Source organism: Roseobacter sp. YIN89 (assembly GCF_057219365.1).
On the sequence record NZ_JBXVVD010000004.1, the window covers coordinates 330,761 to 354,550 of the forward strand.

At 59.5% G+C, this 23,790-nt stretch carries 22 protein-coding genes; 16 read left to right on the top strand and 6 right to left on the bottom strand.

Translation table 11 applies throughout. The features are described from left to right. Positions 1–4: 4 nt before the first annotated feature. Entirely contained in the window at positions 5–658 is a 654-nt protein-coding gene (locus tag AC2D8V_RS17530) for a ChrR family anti-sigma-E factor (protein ID WP_484734889.1), read from the bottom strand. A gap of 7 nt (positions 659–665) precedes the next feature. Next, on the bottom strand, positions 666–1,214 hold the full coding sequence (locus AC2D8V_RS17535) for a sigma-70 family RNA polymerase sigma factor (RefSeq protein WP_484734890.1): 549 nt from the start codon (positions 1,212–1,214) through the stop codon (positions 666–668). A 230-nt stretch (positions 1,215–1,444) separates the two neighbouring features. Here AC2D8V_RS17535 and AC2D8V_RS17540 point away from each other — a divergent pair, with 230 nt between their 5' ends. Genes AC2D8V_RS17540 through AC2D8V_RS17560 form a run of 5 tightly spaced genes read left to right on the top strand, consistent with a single transcriptional unit; the run spans position 1,445 to position 6,055 of the window. Next, entirely contained in the window at positions 1,445–2,773 is a 1,329-nt protein-coding gene (locus AC2D8V_RS17540; RefSeq protein WP_484734891.1) for an NAD(P)/FAD-dependent oxidoreductase, read from the top strand. After that, positions 2,770–3,531: a DUF1365 domain-containing protein gene (locus AC2D8V_RS17545; protein ID WP_484734892.1), complete on the top strand. Its 762-nt coding sequence runs from the start codon at positions 2,770–2,772 to the stop codon at positions 3,529–3,531. Before AC2D8V_RS17540 ends, AC2D8V_RS17545 begins: the two co-directional genes overlap by 4 nt. Further along, entirely contained in the window at positions 3,531–4,760 is a 1,230-nt protein-coding gene (locus AC2D8V_RS17550; RefSeq protein WP_484734893.1) for an MFS transporter, read from the top strand. The genes AC2D8V_RS17545 and AC2D8V_RS17550 overlap by 1 nt, the downstream gene beginning before the upstream one ends. Positions 4,761–4,763: 3 nt before the next feature. After that, entirely contained in the window at positions 4,764–5,324 is a 561-nt protein-coding gene (locus AC2D8V_RS17555) for a DUF3833 domain-containing protein (RefSeq protein ID WP_484734894.1), read from the top strand. Beyond that, the gene (locus AC2D8V_RS17560) at positions 5,324–6,055 is read left to right on the top strand and encodes an SDR family NAD(P)-dependent oxidoreductase (RefSeq protein ID WP_484734895.1); all 732 of its coding nucleotides are present in this window, start codon (positions 5,324–5,326) and stop codon (positions 6,053–6,055) included. The genes AC2D8V_RS17555 and AC2D8V_RS17560 overlap by 1 nt, the downstream gene beginning before the upstream one ends. Positions 6,056–6,069: 14 nt before the next feature. Here the strand turns inward: AC2D8V_RS17560 and AC2D8V_RS17565 are convergent, their stop codons facing one another. The 3 genes from AC2D8V_RS17565 to AC2D8V_RS17575 are packed head-to-tail and all read right to left on the bottom strand — an operon-like array spanning position 6,070 to position 8,406. Next, positions 6,070–7,122, bottom strand: a complete 1,053-nt coding sequence (locus tag AC2D8V_RS17565; protein WP_484734896.1) for a saccharopine dehydrogenase — start codon at positions 7,120–7,122, stop codon at positions 6,070–6,072. Beyond that, a complete protein-coding gene (locus AC2D8V_RS17570) occupies positions 7,119–7,739 on the bottom strand; it encodes a glutathione S-transferase family protein (protein ID WP_484734897.1) in 621 nt (206 codons plus the stop codon). The genes AC2D8V_RS17565 and AC2D8V_RS17570 overlap by 4 nt, the downstream gene beginning before the upstream one ends. Positions 7,740–7,752: 13 nt before the next feature. Next, entirely contained in the window at positions 7,753–8,406 is a 654-nt protein-coding gene (locus tag AC2D8V_RS17575; RefSeq protein ID WP_484734898.1) for a histidine phosphatase family protein, read from the bottom strand. A 231-nt stretch (positions 8,407–8,637) separates the two neighbouring features. On the opposite strand from AC2D8V_RS17575, the gene fdhF reads away from it, so the two are divergent. The 6 genes from fdhF to AC2D8V_RS17605 all read left to right on the top strand — a co-directional run bounded on the left by fdhF (position 8,638) and on the right by AC2D8V_RS17605 (position 17,716). Further along, positions 8,638–11,403, top strand: coding sequence for a formate dehydrogenase subunit alpha (fdhF, locus tag AC2D8V_RS17580; protein ID WP_484734899.1), 2,766 nt, complete (start codon positions 8,638–8,640; stop codon positions 11,401–11,403). Between the two features lie 97 nt (positions 11,404–11,500). After that, entirely contained in the window at positions 11,501–12,298 is a 798-nt protein-coding gene (locus tag AC2D8V_RS17585) for a methyltransferase domain-containing protein (protein WP_484734900.1), read from the top strand. Positions 12,299–12,352: 54 nt separating this feature from the next. Further along, positions 12,353–13,546: a hydantoinase/carbamoylase family amidase gene (locus AC2D8V_RS17590; protein ID WP_484734901.1), complete on the top strand. Its 1,194-nt coding sequence runs from the start codon at positions 12,353–12,355 to the stop codon at positions 13,544–13,546. 211 nt (positions 13,547–13,757) lie between these two features. Further along, positions 13,758–15,734 carry an AMP-binding protein gene (locus tag AC2D8V_RS17595; protein ID WP_484734902.1) on the top strand — a complete coding sequence of 659 codons (1,977 nt, stop codon included), beginning with the start codon at positions 13,758–13,760 and terminating at the stop codon, positions 15,732–15,734. 63 nt (positions 15,735–15,797) lie between these two features. Then, a complete protein-coding gene (locus tag AC2D8V_RS17600) occupies positions 15,798–16,616 on the top strand; it encodes an ABC transporter ATP-binding protein (protein ID WP_484734903.1) in 819 nt (272 codons plus the stop codon). 110 nt (positions 16,617–16,726) lie between these two features. Continuing rightward, positions 16,727–17,716, top strand: a complete 990-nt coding sequence (locus AC2D8V_RS17605) for a branched-chain amino acid ABC transporter permease (protein WP_484734904.1) — start codon at positions 16,727–16,729, stop codon at positions 17,714–17,716. A gap of 75 nt (positions 17,717–17,791) precedes the next feature. On the opposite strand, the gene AC2D8V_RS17610 is transcribed toward AC2D8V_RS17605, so the two are convergent. Beyond that, positions 17,792–18,139 (bottom strand): SHOCT domain-containing protein, encoded by a 348-nt coding sequence (locus tag AC2D8V_RS17610; protein WP_484734905.1) that lies wholly within the window; start codon positions 18,137–18,139, stop codon positions 17,792–17,794. Between the two features lie 164 nt (positions 18,140–18,303). Between AC2D8V_RS17610 and AC2D8V_RS17615 the strand changes: the two genes are divergently transcribed. From AC2D8V_RS17615 to AC2D8V_RS17635, 5 genes are all read left to right on the top strand, one after another. Then, positions 18,304–19,380, top strand: a complete 1,077-nt coding sequence (locus AC2D8V_RS17615; protein ID WP_484734906.1) for a branched-chain amino acid ABC transporter permease — start codon at positions 18,304–18,306, stop codon at positions 19,378–19,380. Between the two features lie 91 nt (positions 19,381–19,471). Then, on the top strand, positions 19,472–20,752 hold the full coding sequence (locus tag AC2D8V_RS17620; protein ID WP_484734907.1) for an ABC transporter substrate-binding protein: 1,281 nt from the start codon (positions 19,472–19,474) through the stop codon (positions 20,750–20,752). 72 nt (positions 20,753–20,824) lie between these two features. Then, a complete protein-coding gene (locus tag AC2D8V_RS17625; protein ID WP_484734908.1) occupies positions 20,825–21,667 on the top strand; it encodes an ABC transporter ATP-binding protein in 843 nt (280 codons plus the stop codon). A 38-nt stretch (positions 21,668–21,705) separates the two neighbouring features. Further along, positions 21,706–22,908, top strand: coding sequence for a phenylacetate--CoA ligase family protein (locus AC2D8V_RS17630; RefSeq protein WP_484734909.1), 1,203 nt, complete (start codon positions 21,706–21,708; stop codon positions 22,906–22,908). Further along, on the top strand, positions 22,909–23,781 hold the full coding sequence (locus tag AC2D8V_RS17635) for an alpha/beta hydrolase (protein WP_484734910.1): 873 nt from the start codon (positions 22,909–22,911) through the stop codon (positions 23,779–23,781). It begins immediately after the preceding gene. Positions 23,782–23,790 lie beyond the last annotated feature (9 nt).

Below are 23,790 nucleotides of genomic sequence, written 5' to 3' on the forward strand. Positions count from 1 at the left end.
CAGATTAGATGCGCAAGAAGCGTTGCGCGATCTTGGGGATCAGACTGTCGAACTGCAACGGCGCGTCGGTGACCGCGAGGCAAATGCAATCCTCGTGAATGTCCGCGACCGGCGTATGGTGCATGTCACTGTCCGCGATCTCTACGTCTCCGCGCGCGAAATAGTCATCTTCGTCTTGAAATGCGCCTTTCAAAACCATGGTCATCTCAGTCCCGTGGTGGCCGTGATCGGGCATAGCCATACCGGCCGGTATAAGCAAAAGGCGGGCGGTCGCGTCCTTTGACGTTGGGAGGATAGCCTGCTTGACGCCCATGCCGACAGGTTTCCATTTAATCGCGTCGAGATCACCACCCACATAATTCTGGAGCGGTTGCGGCAACACGCCACCGTCTACAGTGATCTGCTTTTCCTCTTGCGGCGCGCCACCTTCGATCAGGGCAAGCGTTGCCGCGAGGCAGTCTTCGGACAGGTCTGCCCGGGTGTCGCGATCCAGCAATTCGCCGCCGACCACCTCAAAGCTTTCACTGCGGGCGCGACATTCATCGCAAAGCGACACATGCGACGCGACGATCAAGTTAAATGCCTCTGGCAAGGTGCCTGCGGCATAGGCCATCAGCACGGCATCGTTCAGGTGATGTTTTATCGATTTACCACTCATCTTTTTATCACTTCATTGCGTGGCGCAGTCGTTCCAGCGCCAGTCGTATCCTAGATTTGATCGTGCCAAGCGGCAGACCGGTTTCAGCGGCGATTTCGCTATGGGTCAAATCCCCAAAGAACGCCTTTTCTATCAATTCCCGTTGGGCCAGGGGCAGTGCCTCGATGGCGCTTCCCAGCAATTCCGTTTCTTGTTGCAGGCTAAGAACTTCTGCCTGATCTGGTTCTTCTTCAGGACCCCAGCCGAGGTCCTCTGGTTCGGGTCTGCGCTGTCGGCGCAGCAAGTCTATCTTTCGGTTCCGAGCGATCGTGAAAATCCATGTCGCCACGGATGCCCGCGATGGGTCGAATTGATGCGACTTGTGCCACAAGGCTGCCATCACATCCTGCGTGCACTCTTCCGCAAGCGTCGCGTCAGCGCCGGATTTCATCAAAAACCCTTTCACACGCGGAGCGAAATGATCGAACAACTCTGTAAAAGCTGCCCGGTCTTTCTGGTCTCTGATGCGAACCATGTGGCCTACCCACATCATTCGCTTCTTTGCATCACTTGCCATCGCTCGAGCTGGCCTCGAATCGTTCATAAATACGTCGCGCGACAGGGCTACAACGGCTGTTTGCGTTGCACCTTCGTACTGTCGCTCTAAGTTGACACTTGCACACATGTACTAGCTACGCCATCAGACTGCGATTGGATCATAAAAAGTTTGTTTAATTGCATTTGCATCCAACAAGGCACGAGCACCGTAGAAAAGACTAAACGAAAACAGGACTCAGAAAGTAATTCATGCCATTTGAAGCTTTGGCGCTGGACGGACTTCCAGCTTACGCCGCGCCCGAACATGCAGCACGCGTTGCAATAATCGGCGGTGGAATCAGCGGGATGGGCGCTGCACATATGCTCGCGAAAACCCATCATGTGACCCTGTTTGAGGCAGAGGCGCGGTTGGGCGGGCACGCCCGAACTAAAATGGCGGGCAAGAACGGCGATCAACCGGTCGACACGGGTTTTATTGTTTTTAACAAGCAAAACTATCCGTACATGACCGCGCTGTTCGAACAGCTATCGGTACCTGTGACCGAATCCAACATGAGCTTTGGTGCCTCGATTGATGGCGGGCGGCTGGAGTATGCGTTGACATCGCTTGATGCGCTCTTTGCCCAAAGACGCAATGCGCTGTCTCCGGGTTTCTTGCGGATGGTGCGGGATATTTTCCTGTTTAACCGCGACGCGGTGAAGGTGGCGCAGGACGAAACGCTGACTATTGCCGAGTTTCTGAAGGTGTTGGGAACCGGTGACTGGTTCCGCGACCATTATCTGCTGCCTCTGTCTGGCGCGATCTGGTCGACGCCGACGGAAAAGATCCTCGAGTTTCCTGCCTACGCGATGATCCGCTTCTTTGAGAACCACGCCCTGCTCAACGCCTACGGCCAGCATCAGTGGTACACGGTTGATTGTGGGTCCATCCAGTATGTTCAGCGGCTGGAAGCAGCGTTGGCAGGCTTTGGTGTCGATCTGCGCACAGGGGCTGCAGTGCAGTCGGTGCGTCGCGCAGCGGGCAAGGTTTTTGTGCGGCCTTGGGGCGGCGAAGAGGAGATGTTCGACCATGTTATCTTTGCCACACACTCAGACGACAGTCTGAGCTTGCTGGCGGATGCGCGGGCGGACGAAGCAGCGGCGCTGGGCGCCATCGCCTATCAGCCCAACGATATCGTGCTGCATGCAGATGAAAGCCTGATGCCGAAAAACCGCAAAACATGGGCAAGCTGGGTGTATACCGAGGACCGTAATGCACAGTCAGAGCGCATTGACCTGACTTACTGGATGAACTCGCTTCAGCCGATCCCGCAGGATGATCCACATTTCGTAACGCTGAATACAAAGCGGCACATCCGTGAGGATTTGATTTACGATACAGTAACACTGCGCCATCCGGTCTATGATCTTGGTGCGTTGGAGGCGCAAAAGCAGGTTGCTGCCTTTAACGGTCAGCAGAACACCTGGTTCTGCGGGGCATGGATGAAAAACGGTTTTCATGAGGACGGGCTGTCCAGTGCGGTGGATGTTGTGCGCAGTTTGCGCGCGACCGAGATTGCGGAGATTGCCGCTGAATGACGCAAACCGTGGATCATATCGCGGGTCAAACCTATCACGGGCGAAAGGGCGCGGTCAGTAACGCGTTCCGCTACTCCGTTGATTATGTGTTGCTTGATGCGGAGTCGGATGATCTGGCGACGCCTGCGCTTTTTGCACGCAACCGCAGGGGCCTGACGTCCCTATGGGATACTGATCACGGGGGCGCGCCGGGGAAGGGCAGCGGGGCTGCTTGGGTGCGCGCGGTGCTGCAGGAACACCAGATTAGAGATGTCGCCAAAATCGAACTTTTGGCGCAACCGCGTGTGCTGGGGCATGTGTTCAATCCGGTCAGCTTCTGGCTGTGTCGTCGTCCTGATGCGGCGTTGGTCTGTGTGATTGCCGAGGTTTCAAATACTTTCGGAGAGCGCCACAGCTATCTCTGCGCCCACGCCGATCGGCGACCGATCGCGCCCAGCGACACGTTGCAGGCGACAAAGATTTTCTACGTATCGCCATTTCAGCCGGTGTCCGGCGGGTACACGTTCAGGTTTGACATAAACGACGAACGCATCGGGATCTGGATTGACTACGCGCAGGCGAAAGGCGGGTTGATCGCAACGCTCACGGGCAAGCGCAAGCCGCTTAGCAACGCAGGTATCGTAAAGTCGATGTGGCGCAGACCCTTTGGCGCGCGTCGTGTATTGGCACTAATTCACTGGCAGGCGCTTAAGCTTTGGATCAAGGGCGCGATCTACCGGACACGCCCCCCCGCTCCCTCCGAGGAGGTGTCACGGTAATGAGTACCTCAAACCGCCTGCCAGCTTATTCACTTTTTGCCGCGCTTCTCGCTGCCGCCGGTTTGCCGATCTACATCCACGCGCCCAAATTTTACGATGACAATTATGGCGTGTCACTCACGGCGCTTGCATCGGTGCTTTTTGTTCTGCGATTGCTGGATGTCGTGCAGGATCCATTGCTGGGGCGTTTGGCGGAAAAGACCCGTGATCACCGTGGTACGGTCGTTGCCATCGGGTGCGTTATCCTCGCCGGCGCTATGCTGGCGCTTTTTGCGGTGCCGCCGATGCTGCCGCCGCTCTGGTGGTTTGCTCTCACACTGACACTTGTCTTTTCGTCATTCAGCTTTCTGACAATAAATTTTTACGCTCAGGGCGTCGCGAAAGCGGGCGCCATGACGGGCCAAGGCCACCTGCGTCTCGCGCGCTGGCGCGAAGGCGGTGCTTTGGCCGGAGTATGCGTAGCCGCGGTGGCGCCGGTCGCCCTTGGTGCTGCGACCCAGGCACCCTTTGCCGGCTTTGCCGTGGGCTTCGCCGTGCTGGCCCTTGCCGCATGGGTGGCCATGCGTCCGGAGTGGAGTACGCGCGGTATGGGCGCATCTACCGGTATTCGCACAGTTGTTGAGGATCGCCTTGCGCGTCGGCTTTTGCTGATTGCGCTGGTGAATGCCGCACCTGTCGCGGTCAGTTCGACACTGTTTTTGTACTTTGTCGAAAGCCGTTTGCAAGCGCCCGGCTTTGAAGGGCCGCTTTTGCTGGTGTTTTTCCTTTCTGCCGCCGTGGCCGCACCGCTGTGGGGGGCACTGGCCGAAAAGTACGGGACGCGCCCGGTCCTGCTTGTGGCGATGGTACTGGCTATTCTGTCGTTTGCGATGGCACTGACGCTGGGGCCGGGTGACTGGCTTCTTTTTGGCGTTATTTGTCTGGCTTCAGGCGCAACGCTGGGCGCCGATCTGACGCTGTTGCCTGCCATCTTCGCGGAACGTATGGCAAAAATTTCACCTTCGGCAGCCGAAGGGTTCGGGTTGTGGTCTTTTGTCTCCAAGCTCACGCTGGCATTTGCCGCGGTCACTTTGCTGCCAATGCTGGAACGGGCCGGCTTTCAGAGCGGTGCGACCAATAATCCCGTTGAAGCGTTGGAACTGCTTACCATTTTGTACGCCGCTGTGCCTTGCGGGCTCAAGCTCATCGCGATTGCGCTGCTACTTTCAACTGACCTGAAGGAGACCTGAGTTATGGAGGTTTGGTTCTATATTTTCTTGGGCCTTGTCCTTGCTTTGGCGCTTGTATGGCTACGGTCTGTTGTGTGGGATTTCCGGGCGCAGAAACCGGAAGATTACGAAGATGATACGCACCCGTTTGATATCCGGCAGCATCTGAACGGGCCGATTTTGTGCGAAGGCGTGATCTATGGCCCGCTGGGGCGTGTGAGTAGCCGGTTTGTCGCTGATTTTGATGCGTCGTGGGACGGTGACAACGGCGTAATGAAAGAGCGTTTTGTCTATGACGATGGCAGCATTCAGGATCGTGAATGGCATCTGACCCTTGGCGAGAACGGCGCGATCACGGCGCAAGCGCCGGATGTGGTCGGCAAAGGTGTAGGCCGCCAGATGGGGGGCACCGTGTTGCTGCGATATGACATTCGCCTGCCTGAAACGTCGGGTGGCCATGTGCTCAACACTGTTGACTGGATGTACCTGACGCCGAACGGGACGATCATGAACAGGTCGCAGTTCCGCAAATTCGGCATAAAAGTTGCCGAACTTGTGGCGACCATGCGGCCCAAGGAGGCCTGATGCGACAGTGGCAAGGCAAAAAGTACTGGCTGGTCGGGGCCAGCGACGGCTTGGGTGCTGCACTGGCCCGTCGCATGAGCGCCGCGGGCGCCCATGTGATCGTCTCCGCACGCTCGGAGGACAAGCTGCGTGATCTCGTAGACAGCCTGCCCAACAAAGGTTCGTATCAGACAGTTGATGTGTCAGACGATCAAAGCGTGACAAAAGCGGCCGCGGCCGTTGGCCAGCTTGACGGGGTCGTGTTTCTGGCTGGCGTATACTGGCCCTTCGGCGCGGACGAATGGGATGCGGATCAGGCCACCGCGATGGCCGATATCAACTTTACCGGCCTTGTCCGGGTCATGGGGCGCATCGTGCCGCAATTTGTTTCGCGCGACGACGGGCACATCGTCATCACCAGCAGCCTGACCGCTTTTCGTGGTCTGCCAGGTTCAATCGGGTATACGGCGTCCAAGGCAGCGACCTTGTCGCTTGCGGAGTGCATGTATGCCGATTTGCGCCGCACGGGTGTGGAGGTACAGGTCGCCAACCCGGGTTTCATCAAAACCCAGCTTACCGAAAAGAACGACTTTCATATGCCGTTTATCATGGAGCCCGACGAGGCGGCAGAAGCGATGTTTGCGCATATGAACAGCCGCAGCTTTAAAAAGAGCTTTCCGTGGCTGTTTTCCCTTGTTTTCCGCGGCAGTCAGTTTCTGCCTGACTGGCTTTACTACCGAATATTCTCCTGAATATTACACCGGCCTCACAGTCTGGCGATGTGATCCTCGTAGAGCGCGCGCGCACGTTGCCAGACGGGGCCGTTCACGTGCAACGTCAGCAGGGTTGGCAGCAGTTGTTCGGCAAAGTCCTCGCTGCTTTCTCTGGGCAGCATCGAGGGCAGATTGTCGATGGCCGTCACGTCGAGTACGGGGGTCTCGGCGACGCGTAATGCTGGCGCCTCCCACGTCGTGGTCCGGTCGTATACCCTGACCGGAGAGAAATCGCTGTCCGGATCGCAAGCGATGTCGCCAATAACACTCAGCCTGCGGGGGCGTGATGGTGTGTCTGCGGGTACAAAAACCGGTGTGCCGGGACGCGCCAGAATACAGTTGAAGAACATGTCATGTGCCAGCACCTCGCTAAAGGGGCCACCCGAGGCCGTCTCTGCCATGTCCCAGCGGGTGCAGGCCACGCCCATCGCGGTGCACAGATCAGCCGCGCCCGAGCCGACCCGCCCCAGCGCACCGATGATCAGCGCAGTGGGGCGGTGCGTGCCCGTCGCCATCAGGTCGGTCTGCAGATCGGCGAGCAGGTGGGTCGAACTGTCGTAGCTTGAAACAGATCCGCACATTTTGCCCTGCTGTTGCGCGGCCCAGCATTTGAGCGCCACCGCCGCGCCGGCATAGCCCGCCCAATAACCAAAGGCAGCCACCCGTCGCCCGTTGGCATCGGTGAGGTACTCGAGATCCAGCAAAGTGCCGCCGCCAGCCTTGAAACGGTGAAGAAGGCGCAGACCTGCGGGCTGGCCCTTGAACGCGTGGCCGAACATGATGTGCTGATGCCTGAGAGGGGTGTCTTCTTCGGGAAGTTCCTTGAGCCCGAAAATGATGGCATCCTGCGGTGCGTCGGGCCAGCTGTTTTCCGGTGCCATCTCGCAGCCCGCAGCGCGGTAATCGGCATCCGGAATAACGCGCGTGGGGCTGTGTTCTACCGTGACGGTGATCCCCGCATCCGTCAGACGGCGCGCCCCCTCGGGTGTCAGACCCGTGCGCGTTTCGTTGTCGCGTTGCTCGGCGCGGACCCAAAGATGTGTCATGCCGGCAGCATACCTGCGGCGATGACTTTCCCGACGGAAGGCCGTGCGCGCATGGTGTCCAGAAAGGCGGAAAGCCTGGGAAAGGCCGAAACGTCGACACCGTCCCCTTCAAGCCAGTTGCACACCACGAAGGTATAGGGATCCGCCAGCGAGAAAGCCGCGTCCAGAACGAAGCGTCCGCGCAGGCATTCCTCCTCGACGTATCGGGCGCTGGCGGTCATGGTTTGCGGGACCTTGGCGGTCATATCCGCATGGCTCTGTGCGGCGTCGGCCCAGCGGCTGCCGCGCATCTTATGGGCGTGGTTCACATGCATCGTTGATGCCATATAGTACATCACGCTGCGCATATGTGCGGCAGCCAGAGCGTCTGCTGGCACAAGGCCAGCCTCGGGCGCAATCTGGGCAATATACTCAAGCAAGGCGCCTGTTTCGGTGAGGATTTGCCCGTGGGTTTCGAGCGATGGGACACGGCCTTTTGAATTTATGGCCAGATACTCCGGTTTGGTCTGGTCAGCGTCTGCAAAGCTCAGGCGGGTGGATTCGAAGGCAATACCGGCTTCATGCAGAGCAATGGCAACGGCCACTGATATCGTGCCGGGAGCGTAATAGAGGCGCATCAAGTCTTCCTTTTCAGACGTGGGTTTGCGCGTGATGGCGCGTAGGGTCTTCGAGATGTGGAATGGCGTTGAACATCGTCGGAGACAGCCGGCCGCCGATCGGGAACAGCCGGTGTTGGGAGGTGTTGTAGATCGCCAACGCGAGCTGCGCCATGCCTTGAATGTCAAGCCGCAGCACCTGCCGCATCGCGCAGGAGATCAGCCCGCCCGACGTCACTACCAGCGCTGGCCCGTCGCCTTGTGCAATTTCTGAAAGAACGTCGGTGATCCGCTGTTCGAAAGCGTCGAATGTTTCGGGTGCCCCTGCGATCTCGCCACGTTGCCAAGCCGCAAAAAGCATCGGCAGGTGGCTGGTAAAAGCTGCCTGATCGGTGGGAAATGGGACGCCTTGCTCTTTTTCCAGGGCGCGCGCCAGTGTCATGTATTCCAACTCGTTCAGGCGCGCATCGCGCACCGGTTCGAGATCTATGCCCATTGCGTCAGCGGTCTGGATGTGGCGGGTCAGCGTGCCGGTATACAGCCGCGCATGATGCTGGCCATGCGCCTGCAAATGCGCTCCGAGCCATGCGGACTGCTGGCGGCCCAGATCGGAAAGCCGGTCATAGCTGGCTTCGTCGGTGGCGCCGGAGTTGGCCTGCCCGTGCCGAATGAGTGTGATATGGGACATGCGAGCCTTTGTTTGTTGTTCCGCACAACTAGGTCAGGGCGGGGCTCTTTGAAAGGGTGGGATGCCTCCGGCGGGAGTTTTTTTGGCAAAGTGAAAGAGCGCCGATAGTGATCGGCGGGTGCGCATTGGAAACAGCAGTGGCGCAAATCCGGCCTGACGTGTCGGGATTGGGACTCCAGCCGGGGACGAATGTTTTCTATAGTTTCCGCGAGATCTCAGGAGTGCGCGACAATGGGCGAGCGGATTACATTCACGCTGGACGGGCAGCAGGTTACTGCCGAGCCGGGCATGACCATTTGGGAAGTGGCCAACGGCCGTGGTCTGGTGATCCCGCATTTGTGCCACAAGCCTGCACCGGGCTACCGGCCCGATGGCAACTGTCGGGCCTGCATGGTGGAGATCGAAGGCGAGCGCACGCTTGCTGCCTCTTGTATTCGCGCGCCGCAGGACGGCATGGTCGTGACCACCAATTCGGCCCGAGCCGAAAACGCGCGCAAGATGGTGGTCGAGATGCTGGTTGCCGATCAGCCTGCGCAGGATGCGGCACATGACAAGTCCAGCCACTTGTGGGACATGGCGGCCATGAATGGCGTGACGGAGAGCCGCTTCCCCAAGCTGGAAGAGGGCCGTATCCCGTTGCTCGATGACAGCCATGTCGCCATGAGTGTCAATCTCGACGCCTGTATCCAGTGCGGGCTGTGCGTTCGCGCGTGCCGCGAGGTGCAGGTCAACGATGTCATCGGCATGTCGGGCAGGGGGCACGACAGTTACCCGACGTTCGACATGGCCGACCCGATGGGCGCATCCACCTGTGTGGCCTGCGGCGAATGCGTTCAGGCCTGCCCGACCGGAGCGCTTATGCCCGCAACCGTGGTTGACGAGAACCAGGTTGGCGACAGCGGGGATTACGACGATGAGGTCGAAAGCATCTGCCCGTTCTGCGGTGTCGGTTGTCAGGTGTCGCTGAAGGTGAAGGACGGCAAGGTCAAATACGTCGAAGGCATCAATGGTCCGGCCAACGAGGGGCGGCTTTGCGTCAAGGGGCGTTTCGGGTTTGATTACATTCACCACCCGCACCGTCTGACCACGCCGCTGATCCGCCGTGAGGATGCGCCGGAAAAGGGGCTGAACGTCGACCCTGCCAACTGGGAAACGCATTTCCGTGAGGCTTCGTGGGATGAGGCGCTTGATTTTGCCGCAGCCGGGATGAAGGGCCGGGGTCGCGAAATTGCGGGTTTCGGGTCGGCAAAGTGCACGAACGAAGAAGCTTATCTGTTCCAAAAGCTCATCCGGCAGGGATTTGGGCACAACAACGTCGACCACTGTACCCGCTTGTGCCACGCATCTTCGGTCGCGGCGTTGATGGAAAACGTCGGCTCCGGTGCGGTTACGGCGACGTTCAACGAGATCGAAAATGCCGACGTCGCGATTGTGATCGGGGCAAACCCGATCGAGAACCATCCGGTCGCGGCGACCTTTTTCAAACAATTCGCCAAACGAGGCGGCAAGCTGATCGTTATGGATCCGCGGGGTCAGGCGCTGAAGCGGTTTGCCAGCCATATGTTGCAATTCCGCCCGGGCGCGGACGTATCGATGCTGAATGCCATCATGCATGTGATCGTGGAAGAAGGGCTATACGATCAGCAATACATCGACGCCTATACAGAAAACTGGGATGCCGAAAAGGCTCATCTGGCCGATTTTACCCCCGAGGCGATGGAAGGCATTTGCGGCATCGAGGCGGATGTTCTGCGAGACGTGGCGCGTACTTTTGCGGGGGCCAAGTCGGCAATGATCTTCTGGGGCATGGGTGTCAGTCAGCACATTCACGGCACAGACAATTCGCGGTGCCTGATTTCTTTGGCATTGATGACCGGTCAAGTCGGGCGGCCTGGCGCCGGTTTGCATCCGCTGCGCGGGCAGAACAATGTACAGGGGGCGTCTGATGCGGGTCTTATTCCGATGTTCCTGCCTGACTACCAGCCGGTTACGGACGACGGTGTCCGCTCAGCCTTTACCAAGGTGTGGGGCTCGGCTGATTTCTCGAACGAACGCGGCCTCACCGTGACCGAGATCATGGACGCTGTGCACGAGGGCAAGATCAAGGGGATGTACGTGCTGGGCGAGAACCCGGCGATGTCCGACCCTGACGTCGAGCATGCGCGTGCAGCGCTTGCCAAGCTCGATCACTTGGTGGTGCAGGATATCTTTATTACCGAAACGGCCAATTATGCAGATGTCATTCTGCCGGCCTCGGCCTTTGCAGAAAAATCCGGCACGGTCACCAATACCAACCGGCAGGTTCAGATGGGCCGGCCCGCCGTTCCACCGCCGGGTGACGCCCGCGAAGACTGGTGGATCGAAGTGGAACTGGCCAAACGACTCGGGCTGGCTTGGGATTACGACAGCCCGGCAGATGTCTTTGCCGAGATGAAACAGAACATGCGCAGCCTGTCCAACATCACGTGGGAGCGTCTGGAAGGCGAGAACGCCGTGACCTACCCGTCGCTCAGCCCCGATGACCCCGGCCAGCCGATCGTTTTCGGCGACGGTTTCCCGCGCCCGGATGGACGCGCGCGTTTTACGCCTGCGTCGGTCATCGCCCCTGACGACGTGCCGGATGCGGACTTTCCCATGATCATGACCACCGGCCGGCAACTGGAGCACTGGCACACAGGTTCGATGACGCGCCGTTCATCGGTGCTGGATGGATTGGAGCCGGAAGCAAACTGCTCGCTGCATCCGTCGACCTTGCGCAAGTTAGGCGTAGCACCGGGGGAGCATGTGCGCCTGACAACCAAGCGTGGCAGCATCACGATCATGGCGCGTGAGGACCGCGCGGTCGCACCCGATATGGTGTTTGTACCCTTTGCCTATGTCGAAGCCGCCGCCAATATCCTTACGAATCCGGCGATAGACCCCTTTGGTAAAATCCCCGAGTTCAAGTTCTCGGCGGTGCGTGTCGAAAAGGTCGAGGGACAGGTCGCAGCAGAATAGACGGCCCGAGCGCGGCCGCGCAATGCAACCGCTTCTCGACCTTTGGCAACTTACCTCGTAGCCTTTGGACGTCCGGTTTAGGCGTCAGGGGCCGCGCATGGGAACAGATCCGTTTTACAAGGACCATTGGAAGACCATCGATCCTGACCGGATGACGGGCTACCGAGATGGATTTGGCTGGGATGCCCTGACTGCGCGGCTATTCGAGCCCGCGTTGATCGCAAAAGGGCAGGTGATTGGCGATTTCGGGTGTGGCCCCGGCAAGATCGCGGTGGAGCTTGCCCGTCAAGCCGGCGCTGCGGGCCATGTGCACGCGTTCGATATCAACAGGGAATTCCTGCAAATGGCGCTCGGCAATGCAAGCAGTTCAGGGCTGCAAGGTCGTGTGTCGGTGCATGAGAGCGACGGCAGCCACTTACCCCTAAAGGACGGAGCGCTTGACCGGATATGCGCGCGCAACGCTATCATGTATGTCGATGACCCGGTTGCCACATTGCAGGAGTTTCACAGGGTGTTGCGCCCCGGCGGTCTTGCCCACGCCGTTGACGGAGACTGGTTCATGATGGTTGCCGAGCCTGTCGATCACGACCTCTGGCGGCGGTTTATCAAGGCTGCCTCGCATGCTTGCCGGCACGCCGATATGGGGCGCAAGCTACACGGGGTCTTCAAACGCGCCGGCTTCGCATCCGTGGATGTGCAGATCGTTGCAGAACCGGATGTCGATGGCCGTTTGCTGGGTATGATACGTAACTTGGCAAAATACGCCCTCGCGAGCGGCTTGATCGACGAGGAAACGACAACACGCGTGGTGCGCGAGGTCGAAACCGCCCTGTCCTCTGGAGACTACTTTGCGGTTTCTCCGCAGTTCGTTGTCACGGGTCGCAAGCCGGGATAATGGGGAGCCAAGTGTTGCAGATTACGCATCAGACCACATCACACAGAGCATCACATGCACCTTGATCCCGACCGCTTTCTCGCTGACCTGCACAGTTTGCGGAGTTTTGGTGCCAGCGGGGTGGGCAATGGCGTGGTACGGCCTGCCTACACTGACGCAGATGTGGCGGCGCGCCGCTGGTTGACCGAGCAGATGCGGGCGGCGGGGCTTACGGTTGAGATTGATCCGATGGGCAATCTGTTTGGCCTTGCGGAAGGGCCCTCGCTGCTTTTGGGGTCGCATAGCGACAGCCAGCCCGAGGGCGGTTGGCTTGACGGTGCGCTTGGGGTGATCGCCGCGCTTGAAGTCGCCCGAGCCTGCAAGGCCCGCGGCGGACCGGCAGTGTCAGTCGTGTCGTTTCAGGATGAGGAAGGCAGGTTTGGCGTGACAACCGGCTCTGCTGTGTGGTCCGGCCATCTGACCCTTGAAGAAGCGGATGCGATGACCGACCGCGACGGTATCACGCTTGGTGCGGCACGGCGTGCGATGTCTGATATGGTAACCGGTCCCGTGGATGCCGGCAGGTTCACCGGGTTTATCGAGTTGCACATCGAACAGGGGCAGGTGCTCGAAACAGCAGGGCAGCAGATCGGGGTCGTCAGCGATATTGTTGGCATCCGCGATATGAAGATCACCTTTGATGGTCAGCAAAACCACGCAGGCACCACGCCGATGCATCTGCGGCGCGATGCGTTTCAGGCGCTGGGCGCGTTCAATACTGCGCTGAACGACCGATTTCGCAATGTGGTGACGCCGCAGACGGTCTGGACCATTGGCCACGTGTCCCTGCATCCCAATGCGTCGTCCATTGTGCCGGGGCGCGCGTCGTTTTCGATGCAGTGGCGCGATGCGGACGCCGACAGGCTTGGACGAATGGAAGAGATCATAAGGCAAACGGCCCAAGAGATTGCCGACGCGCGGCAGATGGTTTTGTCTTTTGGCCAGATGCTGGGACTGCAGCCTGTAAGAATGGACGACCATTTGCGCCGCACCCTGAGCGATGCCGCGCAACAGGTCGCGCCGGATGCATGGCGGTTGATGCCCTCGGGCGCGTTGCATGACGCGACAAATGTCTCACGGCTTCTTCCCGTAGCGATGCTGTTTGTGCCGTCAATTGGCGGTCTTAGCCACGTTTTCGAAGAGGATACGCACGAATCCGATCTGGTCGCCGGTCTGCGTGTGCTGGATGCGGCGGTGCAGCGCCTTTGATGCAGCGTCCAGCTTGGCTGGGACAGGCCGCCGGATGACAAGGCCGTCCGGCATGCCATTAATTGAACAAATGATAAATTAATTTGCCAGAGCACTAGACAGGTGGCTATTGTCGCGCCACACTCATCTACCAAGGAGACTGCGATCACGGCCCGTAAAGAGGTCTGACGCGGGAAAGGCGAGGCCGGATCACCGGCCTGTCAGGGAGGAAATGAAAGTGCAGCAGACTGGACTGGATGCTGGCGGGACAACATCTGTTCCCGCTCTTTTGCACCGAAACGCGCGTATCTTTGCATCGGCACCGGCGTATCGCGAAAAGGAATACGGGATCTGGCAATCCTGGACCTGGGCGGAAACGCTGGAAGAGGTCGAGGCGCTTGCGCTTGGGTTGGCGGACCTCGGTGTGCGCGAGGGCGATTTTATTGCCATTATCGGACGCAATCGCCCGCGGCTCTACTGGGCGATGATCGCGGCGCAGATGGTCGGGGCTGTGCCCGTGCCGCTTTATCAGGATGCCGTTGCCGAAGAGATGGCCTATGTGCTGGGACATTGCGGTGCCCGTTTTGTGATAGCGGGCGATCAGGAGCAGGTAGACAAAGTCATCGAGGTGCAGGCCGACCTGCCGAACTTTGAGCAGATGATTTACCTCGATCCTCGTGGATTGCGCAAATACGACCATTCAAAGCTGCACCAATACGCCCATGTGCAAGATGCGGGTCGGGCCAAGCGCGATGAATTGCTGCCCGAGATCACACGCCGTCAGGAAAAGCTGAACTACGATAGCACCTGTGTGATGCTCTATACGTCTGGCACGACCGGCAAACCCAAAGGCGTGGTGCTGAGCAACCGCAATGTGATCGAGACGTCGAAATCCTCTTCGGAGTTTGATGATCTGCGGCAGACGGATTCGATCCTTGCCTATCTGCCCATGGCGTGGGTGGGCGATTTCATCTTTTCGGTGGGGCAGGCGCTTTGGACGGGGTTCTGCACGAACTGCCCGGAAAGTGCCGATACGATGCACACAGATCTGCGCGAGATCGGGCCGACCTATTATTTTGCGCCGCCGCGCGTGTTCGAGACGCAGCTGACCAGCGTCATGATCCGGATGGAAGACGCCAGCAAGTTCAAGCAAAAGCTGTTTCACTACTTTATGGACCATGCCCGCAAGGTGGGGCCGGATATTCTGGACGGGAAACCCGTCAGCGGGATGGACAGGCTGAAGTATAATCTGGGCGAGTTGATGATCTACGGGCCGCTCAAGAACACGCTGGGCTTTAGCCGGATCCGGGTGGGCTATACCGCGGGCGAAGCGATCGGGCCGGAAATTTTCGATTTCTACCGCTCGCTTGGGATCAACCTCAAACAGCTCTACGGGCAGACGGAGGCGACGGTGTTCATCACGGCGCAGCCTGATGGTGAAGTGCGGTCTGACACGGTAGGGGTGAGTTGCCCCGGCGTGGAGTTGAAAATCGACGACAAGGGCGAGGTATTCTATCGCAGCCCCGGGGTGTTTGTAGAGTACTACAAGAACCCCGAAAGCACTGCGGGCACCAAAGATGCCGAAGGCTGGGTGGCAACGGGAGATGCGGGTTTCATCGAGGAAGGCACGGGCCATCTGCGCATCATTGATCGCGCCAAGGACGTGGGCCAGATGGCAGACGGGTCGCTGTTTGCGCCGAAATACGTTGAGAACAAGCTGAAGTTCTTTCCCAACATCCTTGAGGCGGTGGTCTTTGGCAACGGGCGGAACGCGTGTACGGCCTTTATCAACATCGACCTCACGGCGGTCGGGAACTGGGCGGAGCGTAACAACATCGGCTATGCGTCCTATCAGGAGCTGGCGCGCCATCCTCAGGTGATGGACACGATCCAGAGCCATGTGGAAGAGGTCAATGCGTCGGTTGCGCAGGACGAGATGCTGTCGGGGTGTCAGGTGCACCGCTTTGTCGTGCTGCACAAGGAGCTTGATGCGGATGACGGCGAGTTGACGCGCACCCGCAAGGTGCGGCGGCGGATCATCGAAGACAAGTACGATGACATTATTGCCGCCCTTTACGACGGGTCGTCGTCGGTCAACACGGTCACCGAAGTGACCTATGAGGACGGGCGTAAAGGATCAATTTCCGCAACTTTGGAAGTGCGCGATGCCAAGGTTGTCCCCGCGGGGACAAAGATGGCTGCGGAGTGAGTGCGGTGAGTTCGGGAGCCTCCGGCGGGAGTTTTTCTGGCAAGATGACGGGGGAGCGTTGGGATGCTTGATCAGGCCGAGGGATATGTGACGGCGGACGGTCGCAAGATCGGTAGCGTCGTGATGGAGATGCGCAATATTACCCTTAGATTTGGGGGAGTTGAGGCGATCAAGGATATCTCGTTCGATATTCGGGAAGGCGAGATCCGCGCCATCATCGGGCCCAACGGGGCGGGCAAATCCTCGATGCTGAATGTGATCTCGGGGTTTTATGTGCCGCAGGAGGGGGAGGTCTGGTATCAGGGCAGCCCGCGCCCGCCGATGAAGCCCTATCAGGTGGCCCGGCAGGGGATCGCGCGGACGTTTCAGAACATCGCCTTGTTTGAAGGGATGTCGGTGCTGGATAACGTGATGACGGGCCGGTTGACGCATATGAAAACCGGCTTGTGGCGGCAGGCCATCTGGCGCGGCAGGGGCGAGGCGGAAGAGACTGAAAACCGGGAAGTTGCTGAAAAAATTATCGATTTTCTGGAGATTCAGGCCATTCGCAAGACCCCTGTGGCGCGTTTGCCTTACGGGTTGAAAAAGCGGGTGGAACTGGCGCGTGCGCTGGCAGCCGAGCCGTCGCTTTTGCTGCTGGATGAGCCGATGGCCGGGATGAACGTGGAGGAGAAGGAGGACATGAGCCGCTTTATCCTTGATGTGAATGACGAATTCGGCACGACGATCGCATTGATCGAACATGACATGGGCGTCGTGATGGACCTGTCCGACCGGGTGGTTGTGATGGATTACGGCAAGAAGATCGGTGACGGGACGCCGGACGAGGTGCGCAACAATCAGGATGTGATCGACGCGTATCTGGGGGTCTCGCATGACTGATTTCGGGCTTCGGTTTCACATCGGCATGACGTCGGTATCACGTCGGTGCACGGCGGACGCTGCATTAAGCGGCTGGAAATTTCTGAACGGTGCTGCGGAGGGGGGGAGACATGTCTGATCAACTGTTGTTTTCGATGGAAGTATTCCTCAACGGGCTGATGGCCGGGGTGCTTTATGCGCTTGTGGCACTCGGGTTTGTGCTGATCTACAAGGCGTCGGGGATTTTCAATTTTGCGCAAGGGGTCATGGCGCTTTTTGCGGCGATGACGCTTTACGGGATCATGAACGGGCAGGTGCCTTTTGCGCATCTGATCAATGCGATCTTTGGCACGGAGATTCACTACTTTGGCTGGAACCTGCCTGCGATCCTTGCGATTGTGCTGACCGTGGCGGTCATGGTGCTTTTTGCGTGGCTCGTGCAGCGGTATATTTTCCGCTACCTCGTCGGGCAGGAGCCGATCATCCTCTTTATGGCGACGATTGGCCTGGCCTATTTCCTTGAAGGGGTGGGCGACCTGATGTGGGGGTCGGACATCAAGACCCTTGAAGTTGGTCTGCCGCAGGGGATCAACGAGACGATTGACCGTGTCACATTTGACATGTTCGGCTACGGGTTCTTCATCGACAATCTGGATATTGTTGCCTCTGTCGTGGCGGCGGTGCTGGTGCTGGCGCTGGTGTTGTTTGCGCAATACACCAAGCAGGGGCGCGCGATGCGTGCGGTGGCGGACGACCATCAGGCGGCGTTGTCGGTGGGTGTTTCGCTGAACTTTATCTGGATATTGGTGTGGTCGCTGGCGGGGTTTGTGGCGCTGGTGGCCGGCATCATGTGGGGGGCGAAGTCGGGCGTGCAGTTTTCGTTGAGCCTGATTGCGCTGAAGGCTCTGCCTGTGCTGATGCTGGGCGGATTTACTTCGATCCCCGGCGCGATTGTCGGCGGGCTGATTATCGGTGTGGGCGAGAAGCTCTTTGAGTTCCTGATCGGACAGCCCTACCTCGGCGGGGCAACGGAAAACTGGTTCGCCTATATGCTGGCGCTTGTGTTCCTGCTGTTCCGGCCGCAGGGCCTGTTCGGGGAGAAGATCATTGAGCGTGTTTAGGGCTGCGATCCCCGGGGCGCCGCCCCGGACCCCGGAGTTTATCCGGCAAGATGAAAGAGCAGGCGCGCGCGCCGGTCATTCGTCGAGTTGTTTCAGCAGTGCGACGGTGAGCGTGGCGAGGATGGTGACGCCGACTGTCAGCGCGAGGTTGAGGTCGGGCAGGACGAGGAGTGTGACGCCCATGGAGAGCCCCATCAGGCCAAGGCACAACACGATGCTCAGCCCCAGCGCGTTGCCACGGGGACGCGCAGGGGGTGTTGCCCGGTGCGGGCGTGTGGCGGCGGGGCCTGTTTCAAAGCGTGTTTCGGCCACTTCGACCGCATCGAGCAGCCGGGTGCGCCGGCGGTTGAATTCAGCGTCGGTGATGGCCTTGCGGTCGCGCAGTTCTTCGAGCCGCCGGATTTCAGTCAGTATTGCAGTCATGGGTCCCATTCCCGCCCCCGGAGCCTGCTATGGCGGGCGAAATGGGGCAGAATGGGGCAGCACAGAGAAGAGTTGTGACGTGGTTAACCGGGGCGGTGCCCCGACCCCGGGGTACTTTCGGGTCACAGAAACGGGGCGCGTGGCGCAGGTGTGGGAGATGTCAGATGATTTATCGTGAAGCCGGAGATTTCAGTACCACCTATCCGCAGGACAGCCAGACCTTTCCGATCAAGTTCGACCGATACCGCTATTACGTCGTATTGCTCGTTGCGGTGCTGGTCATCCCGTTTGTGATCAACGACTACTGGGTCAACTCGATCTTTATGCCGTTTCTGATCTATTCGATCGCGGCAATCGGGCTGAATATCCTTGTGGGGTATTGCGGGCAGGTGAGCCTTGGGACCGGCGGGTTCATGGCTGTGGGGGCCTATGCCTGTTACAAGCTGATGACGGCCTTTCCAGATGTGTCGATGTTTATTCACGTACTTCTGGCCGGGGCGATCACGGCGGGGGTCGGTGTGATCTTCGGGTTGCCGTCGTTGCGGATCAAGGGGTTCTATCTAGCGGTGGCGACGCTGGCGGCGCAGTTCTTTCTTGTGTGGCTGTTCAACCGGGTGGCGTGGTTTTACAACTATTCCGCCTCGGGACAGATCAATGCGCCCGAGCGGGACACCTTTGGCATTCTGATCACCGGACCCAATACAGAGGCCTGGGCCACGTATATGTTCTGTCTGGTCTTTACGATTGCGAGCGCCGTGATTGCGCGCAACCTCACGCGCGGATCGGTGGGGCGCGAGTGGATGGCCATTCGCGATATGGACATCGCCGCCGAGATCATCGGGGTGAACCCGCTGAAGGCCAAGCTGACGGCCTTTGCGGTGAGTTCGTTCTTTGTGGGTATTTCGGGTGCGCTTTTCTTTGCGGTTTATCTCGGGGCTGTGGAAGTTGGCGAGGCCTTTGGCATCACCAAATCCTTCCTCGTGCTCTTCATGATCATCATCGGTGGGCTCGGGTCGATCTTTGGTTCGTTTGCCGGGGCGGCCTTTCTGGTGTTGCTGCCGGTCTTTCTAAAGGTGGTCGGCGTTGACTGGCTGGGCTGGCCCACGGATATCGTGGCGCACCTGAACCTTGTTGTCGTCGGCGGGCTGATCGTGATCTTTTTGATTGCGGAGCCGCATGGTCTGGCGCAGCTTTGGCGGGTGGCAAAAGAGAAATTAAGACTGTGGCCGTTCCCCCACTAGGGGTGGCCGCGATACGACGGCGGGGCGAACCCTGCCCAAAGGATGCCGGGCAACCGGCGCATCGGAGAGAGAACCAAGGGAGGTAACACCGATGAAATACAAACTAGGTACATGGGCCGTGGCAGGCCTGATGGCGGCAAGCCCAGTGGCGGCGGACCTTGTGTTCCCGAGCCTGAGCTATCGCACCGGCCCCTATGCGGCGGGTGGTATTCCGTTTGCGGACGGCTATGCCGACTACTTCACGCTTTTGAACGAGCGCGATGGTGGTATTGGTGGCGTGCCGGCGCGGGTGCTTGAGTGCGAGACCGGCTACAATACGGAAAAAGGCGTGGAGTGCTATGAATCCACCAAGGGTGAAGGCGCGCTGGTGTATCAGCCTTTGTCCACCGGCATCACCTATCAGCTGATTCCGAAAGCGACGGCGGATGATATTCCGATCCACTCCATGGGGTATGGCCGGACGTCGGCTGCAAATGGCGACGTGTTCAGCCACGTGTTCAACTACCCTGCCAACTACTGGAACGGTGCCTCGGCGGCGGTGAACCATATCATCGAGACCCACGGCGGCGATGTCAGCGGCAAGAAGATTGCGCTGGTCTATCACAACTCGGCTTACGGCAAGGAGCCGATCCGGACGCTGGAGAAGCTGAGCGAGAAGCATGGTTTCGAGCTTTTGCTGCTGGCGGTGGATCACCCCGGTCAGGAACAGAAGTCGCAGTGGCTGCAAATTCGCCGCGAGCGTCCTGACAACGTGATCATGTACGGCTGGGGCGTGATGAACCAGGTGGCCATTCAGGAAGCCGCGAACATCCGTTTCCCGATGGAGAACTTCATCGGTATCTGGTGGTCGGGTGCAGAAATCGACGTGGAGCCGGCGGGCGACAAGGCCGACGGCTACAAGGCGCTGGCGATCACCGGTGTGGGCAGCGGGTATCCGCTTTACGACGATCTTCAGAAATATGTCGTGGATGCCGGTAAGGCAGCCGGTGCGGGTGACCAGCTGGGTACGGTGCCTTACAACCGTGGTATCTATGCCGCGATGCTGGCCGCCGAGGCGGTGAAAGTCGCGCAAAAGATGCACGGAGTGGATGACATCACATCGGGTCAGATGCGCGACGGCATGGAGAATCTTGTCGTCACCGAAGAGCTGATGGCCGCGAACGGTCTGCCAAACTTTGGCCCGACCTTTAGCGTGTCGTGTCAGAACCATGGTGGCGAAGGCCTTGTGGCGGTAACCCAGTGGGATGCCGGCGCGGGTGAGTTCAAGATGATCACTGACTACGCCAAGACGGATATGGATGTGATCCAACCGTTGATCGACGAGGACTCCGCTGCGTTCGCGGCTGAGAACAACATCGAAAGCAACTGCTAAGCAATGCAGGCCATGCCCGGCGGTGGTGCGCAATCGCCGGGCATGTTTTCACAGAATTGAATGAGGTCGCTGATGTCTCAGCTCGCCATTGACCAGACGCCGGATACCGTTGCCGACACGGTGCTGGAAGTGAACAACATCGAGGTGATTTACAACCACGTGATCCTCGTGCTGAAGGGGGTGTCGCTGAATGTGCCCAAGGGCGGTATTACCGCGCTGCTGGGGGGCAACGGCGCGGGCAAGACCACGACGCTCAAGGCGATTTCGGGGTTGCTGGCGTCCGAGCGTGGCGAGGTGACCAAGGGGTCGATCAAGTATCGCGGCCAGTCCATCCAGCACGCTGATCCGGCCGAGACCGTGAAGGCGGGTGTTGTGCAGGTGATGGAGGGGCGTCATTGCTTTGAGCACCTGACCGTCGAGGAAAACCTGCTGACCGGTGCCTATACGCGGCGCGACGGGAGTGCCGCGATCCAGCAGGATCTGGAGATGGTTTACACCTATTTCCCGCGTCTCAAGGAGCGCCGCAAATCTCAGGCCGGATATACCTCGGGCGGGGAGCAGCAGATGTGCGCGATCGGTCGGGCGCTGATGTCACGGCCCGAGACGGTGTTGCTGGACGAGCCGTCGATGGGGCTTGCGCCGCAACTGGTCGAGCAGATTTTTGAGATCGTGAAATCGATCAACGAAGAGCAGGGTGTCACGATCCTGCTGGCCGAGCAGAACACCAATGTGGCGCTGCGGTTTGCCCATTATGGCTATATACTGGAGTCGGGACGCGTTGTGATGGATGGCCCTGCAGCAGAGCTGCGCGAGAATCCGGACGTGAAGGAATTCTACCTCGGTATGTCTGAAGAGGGCCGCAAGTCTTTCCGCGATGTCCGCAGCTATCGCCGTCGCAAGCGCTGGTTGTCGTGAGGCCTGCGTGTGTTGCCTGATCCCTTTGAGGAGCTGAGATGACCGAGTTTTTCGACGATCTGGAAACGCGCAGTGCCGATGCGCGCGAGGCCGCGCAGGTTGCGGCGCTGCGGGAGCAGTTGGCGCGGGTCGCCGCGGCCGAGGGGAACTGTCTGACGGGTACGGGCGAGGTTGCCAGCCTGTCTGATCTGGCCAAGCTGCCGGTCTTGCGCAAATCCGATCTGGTCAAATGGCAGGCGGAAAAGCCGCCCTTTGGCGGGCTTCCCGTGGCCAATGTGGCGCATGTGTTTCAAAGCCCCGGGCCAATCTACGAGCCGGGCGGTATCAGCCACGACTGGTGGCGCATGGGGCGGTTCCTGAAGGCCTGTGGAATCGGCGCAAGCGACATTGTGCAAAACTGTTTTGGCTATCATCTGACCCCTGCGGGGATGATTTTCGAATCCGGGGCGCGGGCCGTCGGTGCTGTGGTGTTTCCTGCGGGCACGGGCCAGACCGAGTTGCAGGTAACGGCGGCGGCGGATATCGGCACAACGGCCTATGCGGGCACGCCGGATTACCTCAAGGTGATCCTTGATAAAGCGGCAGAGATGGGCGTGACCCTTGGCATCACCAAGGCGGCTGTTGGTGGGGGGGCGCTGTTTCCATCCCTGCGCGCGGAATACGCTGATCGCGGGATCGCGTGCCTGCAGTGCTATGCCACCGCTGATCTGGGCAATATCGCCTATGAGAGCCCTGCTATGGAGGGCATGATCGTGGATGAGGGTGTCATCGTCGAGATCGTAACGCCCGGTACCGGCGATCCGGTTGCTGAGGGCGACGTGGGTGAGGTCGTGGTCACAACGCTTAATCCCGATTACCCGCTTATTCGATTTGCAACAGGCGATCTGAGCGCGGTTTTGCCCGGTCAAAGCCCTTGCGGGCGGACAAACATGCGGATCAAGGGCTGGATGGGCCGCGCCGACCAGACAACGAAGATCAAGGGCATGTTCGTGCGGCCCGAGCAGGTCGCGGCACTGGTCGCGCGGCATGACGAGGTCGCCAAGGCGCGGGTCATCGTCACACGCGAGGGCGAGCAGGATGCGATGCGGGTGCAGATCGAGGCGCCGGATGATGCGGCTGCGGCGGCCTATGCCGAGAGTGTGCAGGGCACGCTCAAGCTGAAGGGTGCGGTCGAGGTCGTGGCGCCGGGCAGTCTGCCCAAGGATGGTATCGTCATTGACGACCAGCGGACGTACGACTGAGTGGCGAACCTGCTGTACGACGCCGATGCGCTGGCGGCGGCAGAGCAGTTGGTGATCTGTGTCCCCGGTGCCCTGTCCAGCAGAGATATTTTTGAACCCGTCGAGGCGTGGGCCGAGCAGGGCTATGGGCTGGTGTGCTACCGTTTTCCCGGTCTGGACGGGCGCCCGTTGCACCCGTCCTTGCGCATTCAGGAGGCTGCAGACGAGATTGTCGCGCTGGTCGGGCGGTATCCCGGCAAGCCGGTGCGCCTGTTGGGATACTCTACCGGCGGGCCGATCGTGATCTCGGCGGCGGCGCAGATGACAGGAGACGTCAAGATCGCGGCGATGTCCTCTGCCGTAGAAAGCGGTGGCGGGTTGCGCACGGGCTTGCCGGGGCTGTGGGATGTGGTGTCGTCTGCGGGACGGGCGATGTCGATGGACCTGAAAGCGGTCTGGATGGAGTATTATCGTGTATTGCTGTTCGGCCGCGCGGTGCTGAATGACAAGGCGCTGGCCCACCGAGCGGATGTCCTGATTGCGCGCCACCGCGACCGGATCGTGATGCCCGACGGGGGCAAGCCACGGGCACATACGGACGATCTGCGCCTGTGGCGTCTGCCAGCCGGTGTGCAGTATGGGGCCGATCAGCTTCGGTTTTTCACCGGCTTGGCCGACCCTGTGTTTTCGCGACGGCAAACGGTGGAGTTTGCCGCGCGTTGCGGTGCTGATGTGCAGGTAATCGGCTATCCCCGGCAAGGGCATCTTTTGTTTCTGAGTTGTGAGACGATTTTCGACGACATCCGTGCTTTTTTCGAAGGCACAGCGCCCGAGGGTGCGTCAGAAGGTGAGGTCATCGCCGGTGGCGTGGGCGGGGCTGGTAATTCCACCTAAAACAGTCAA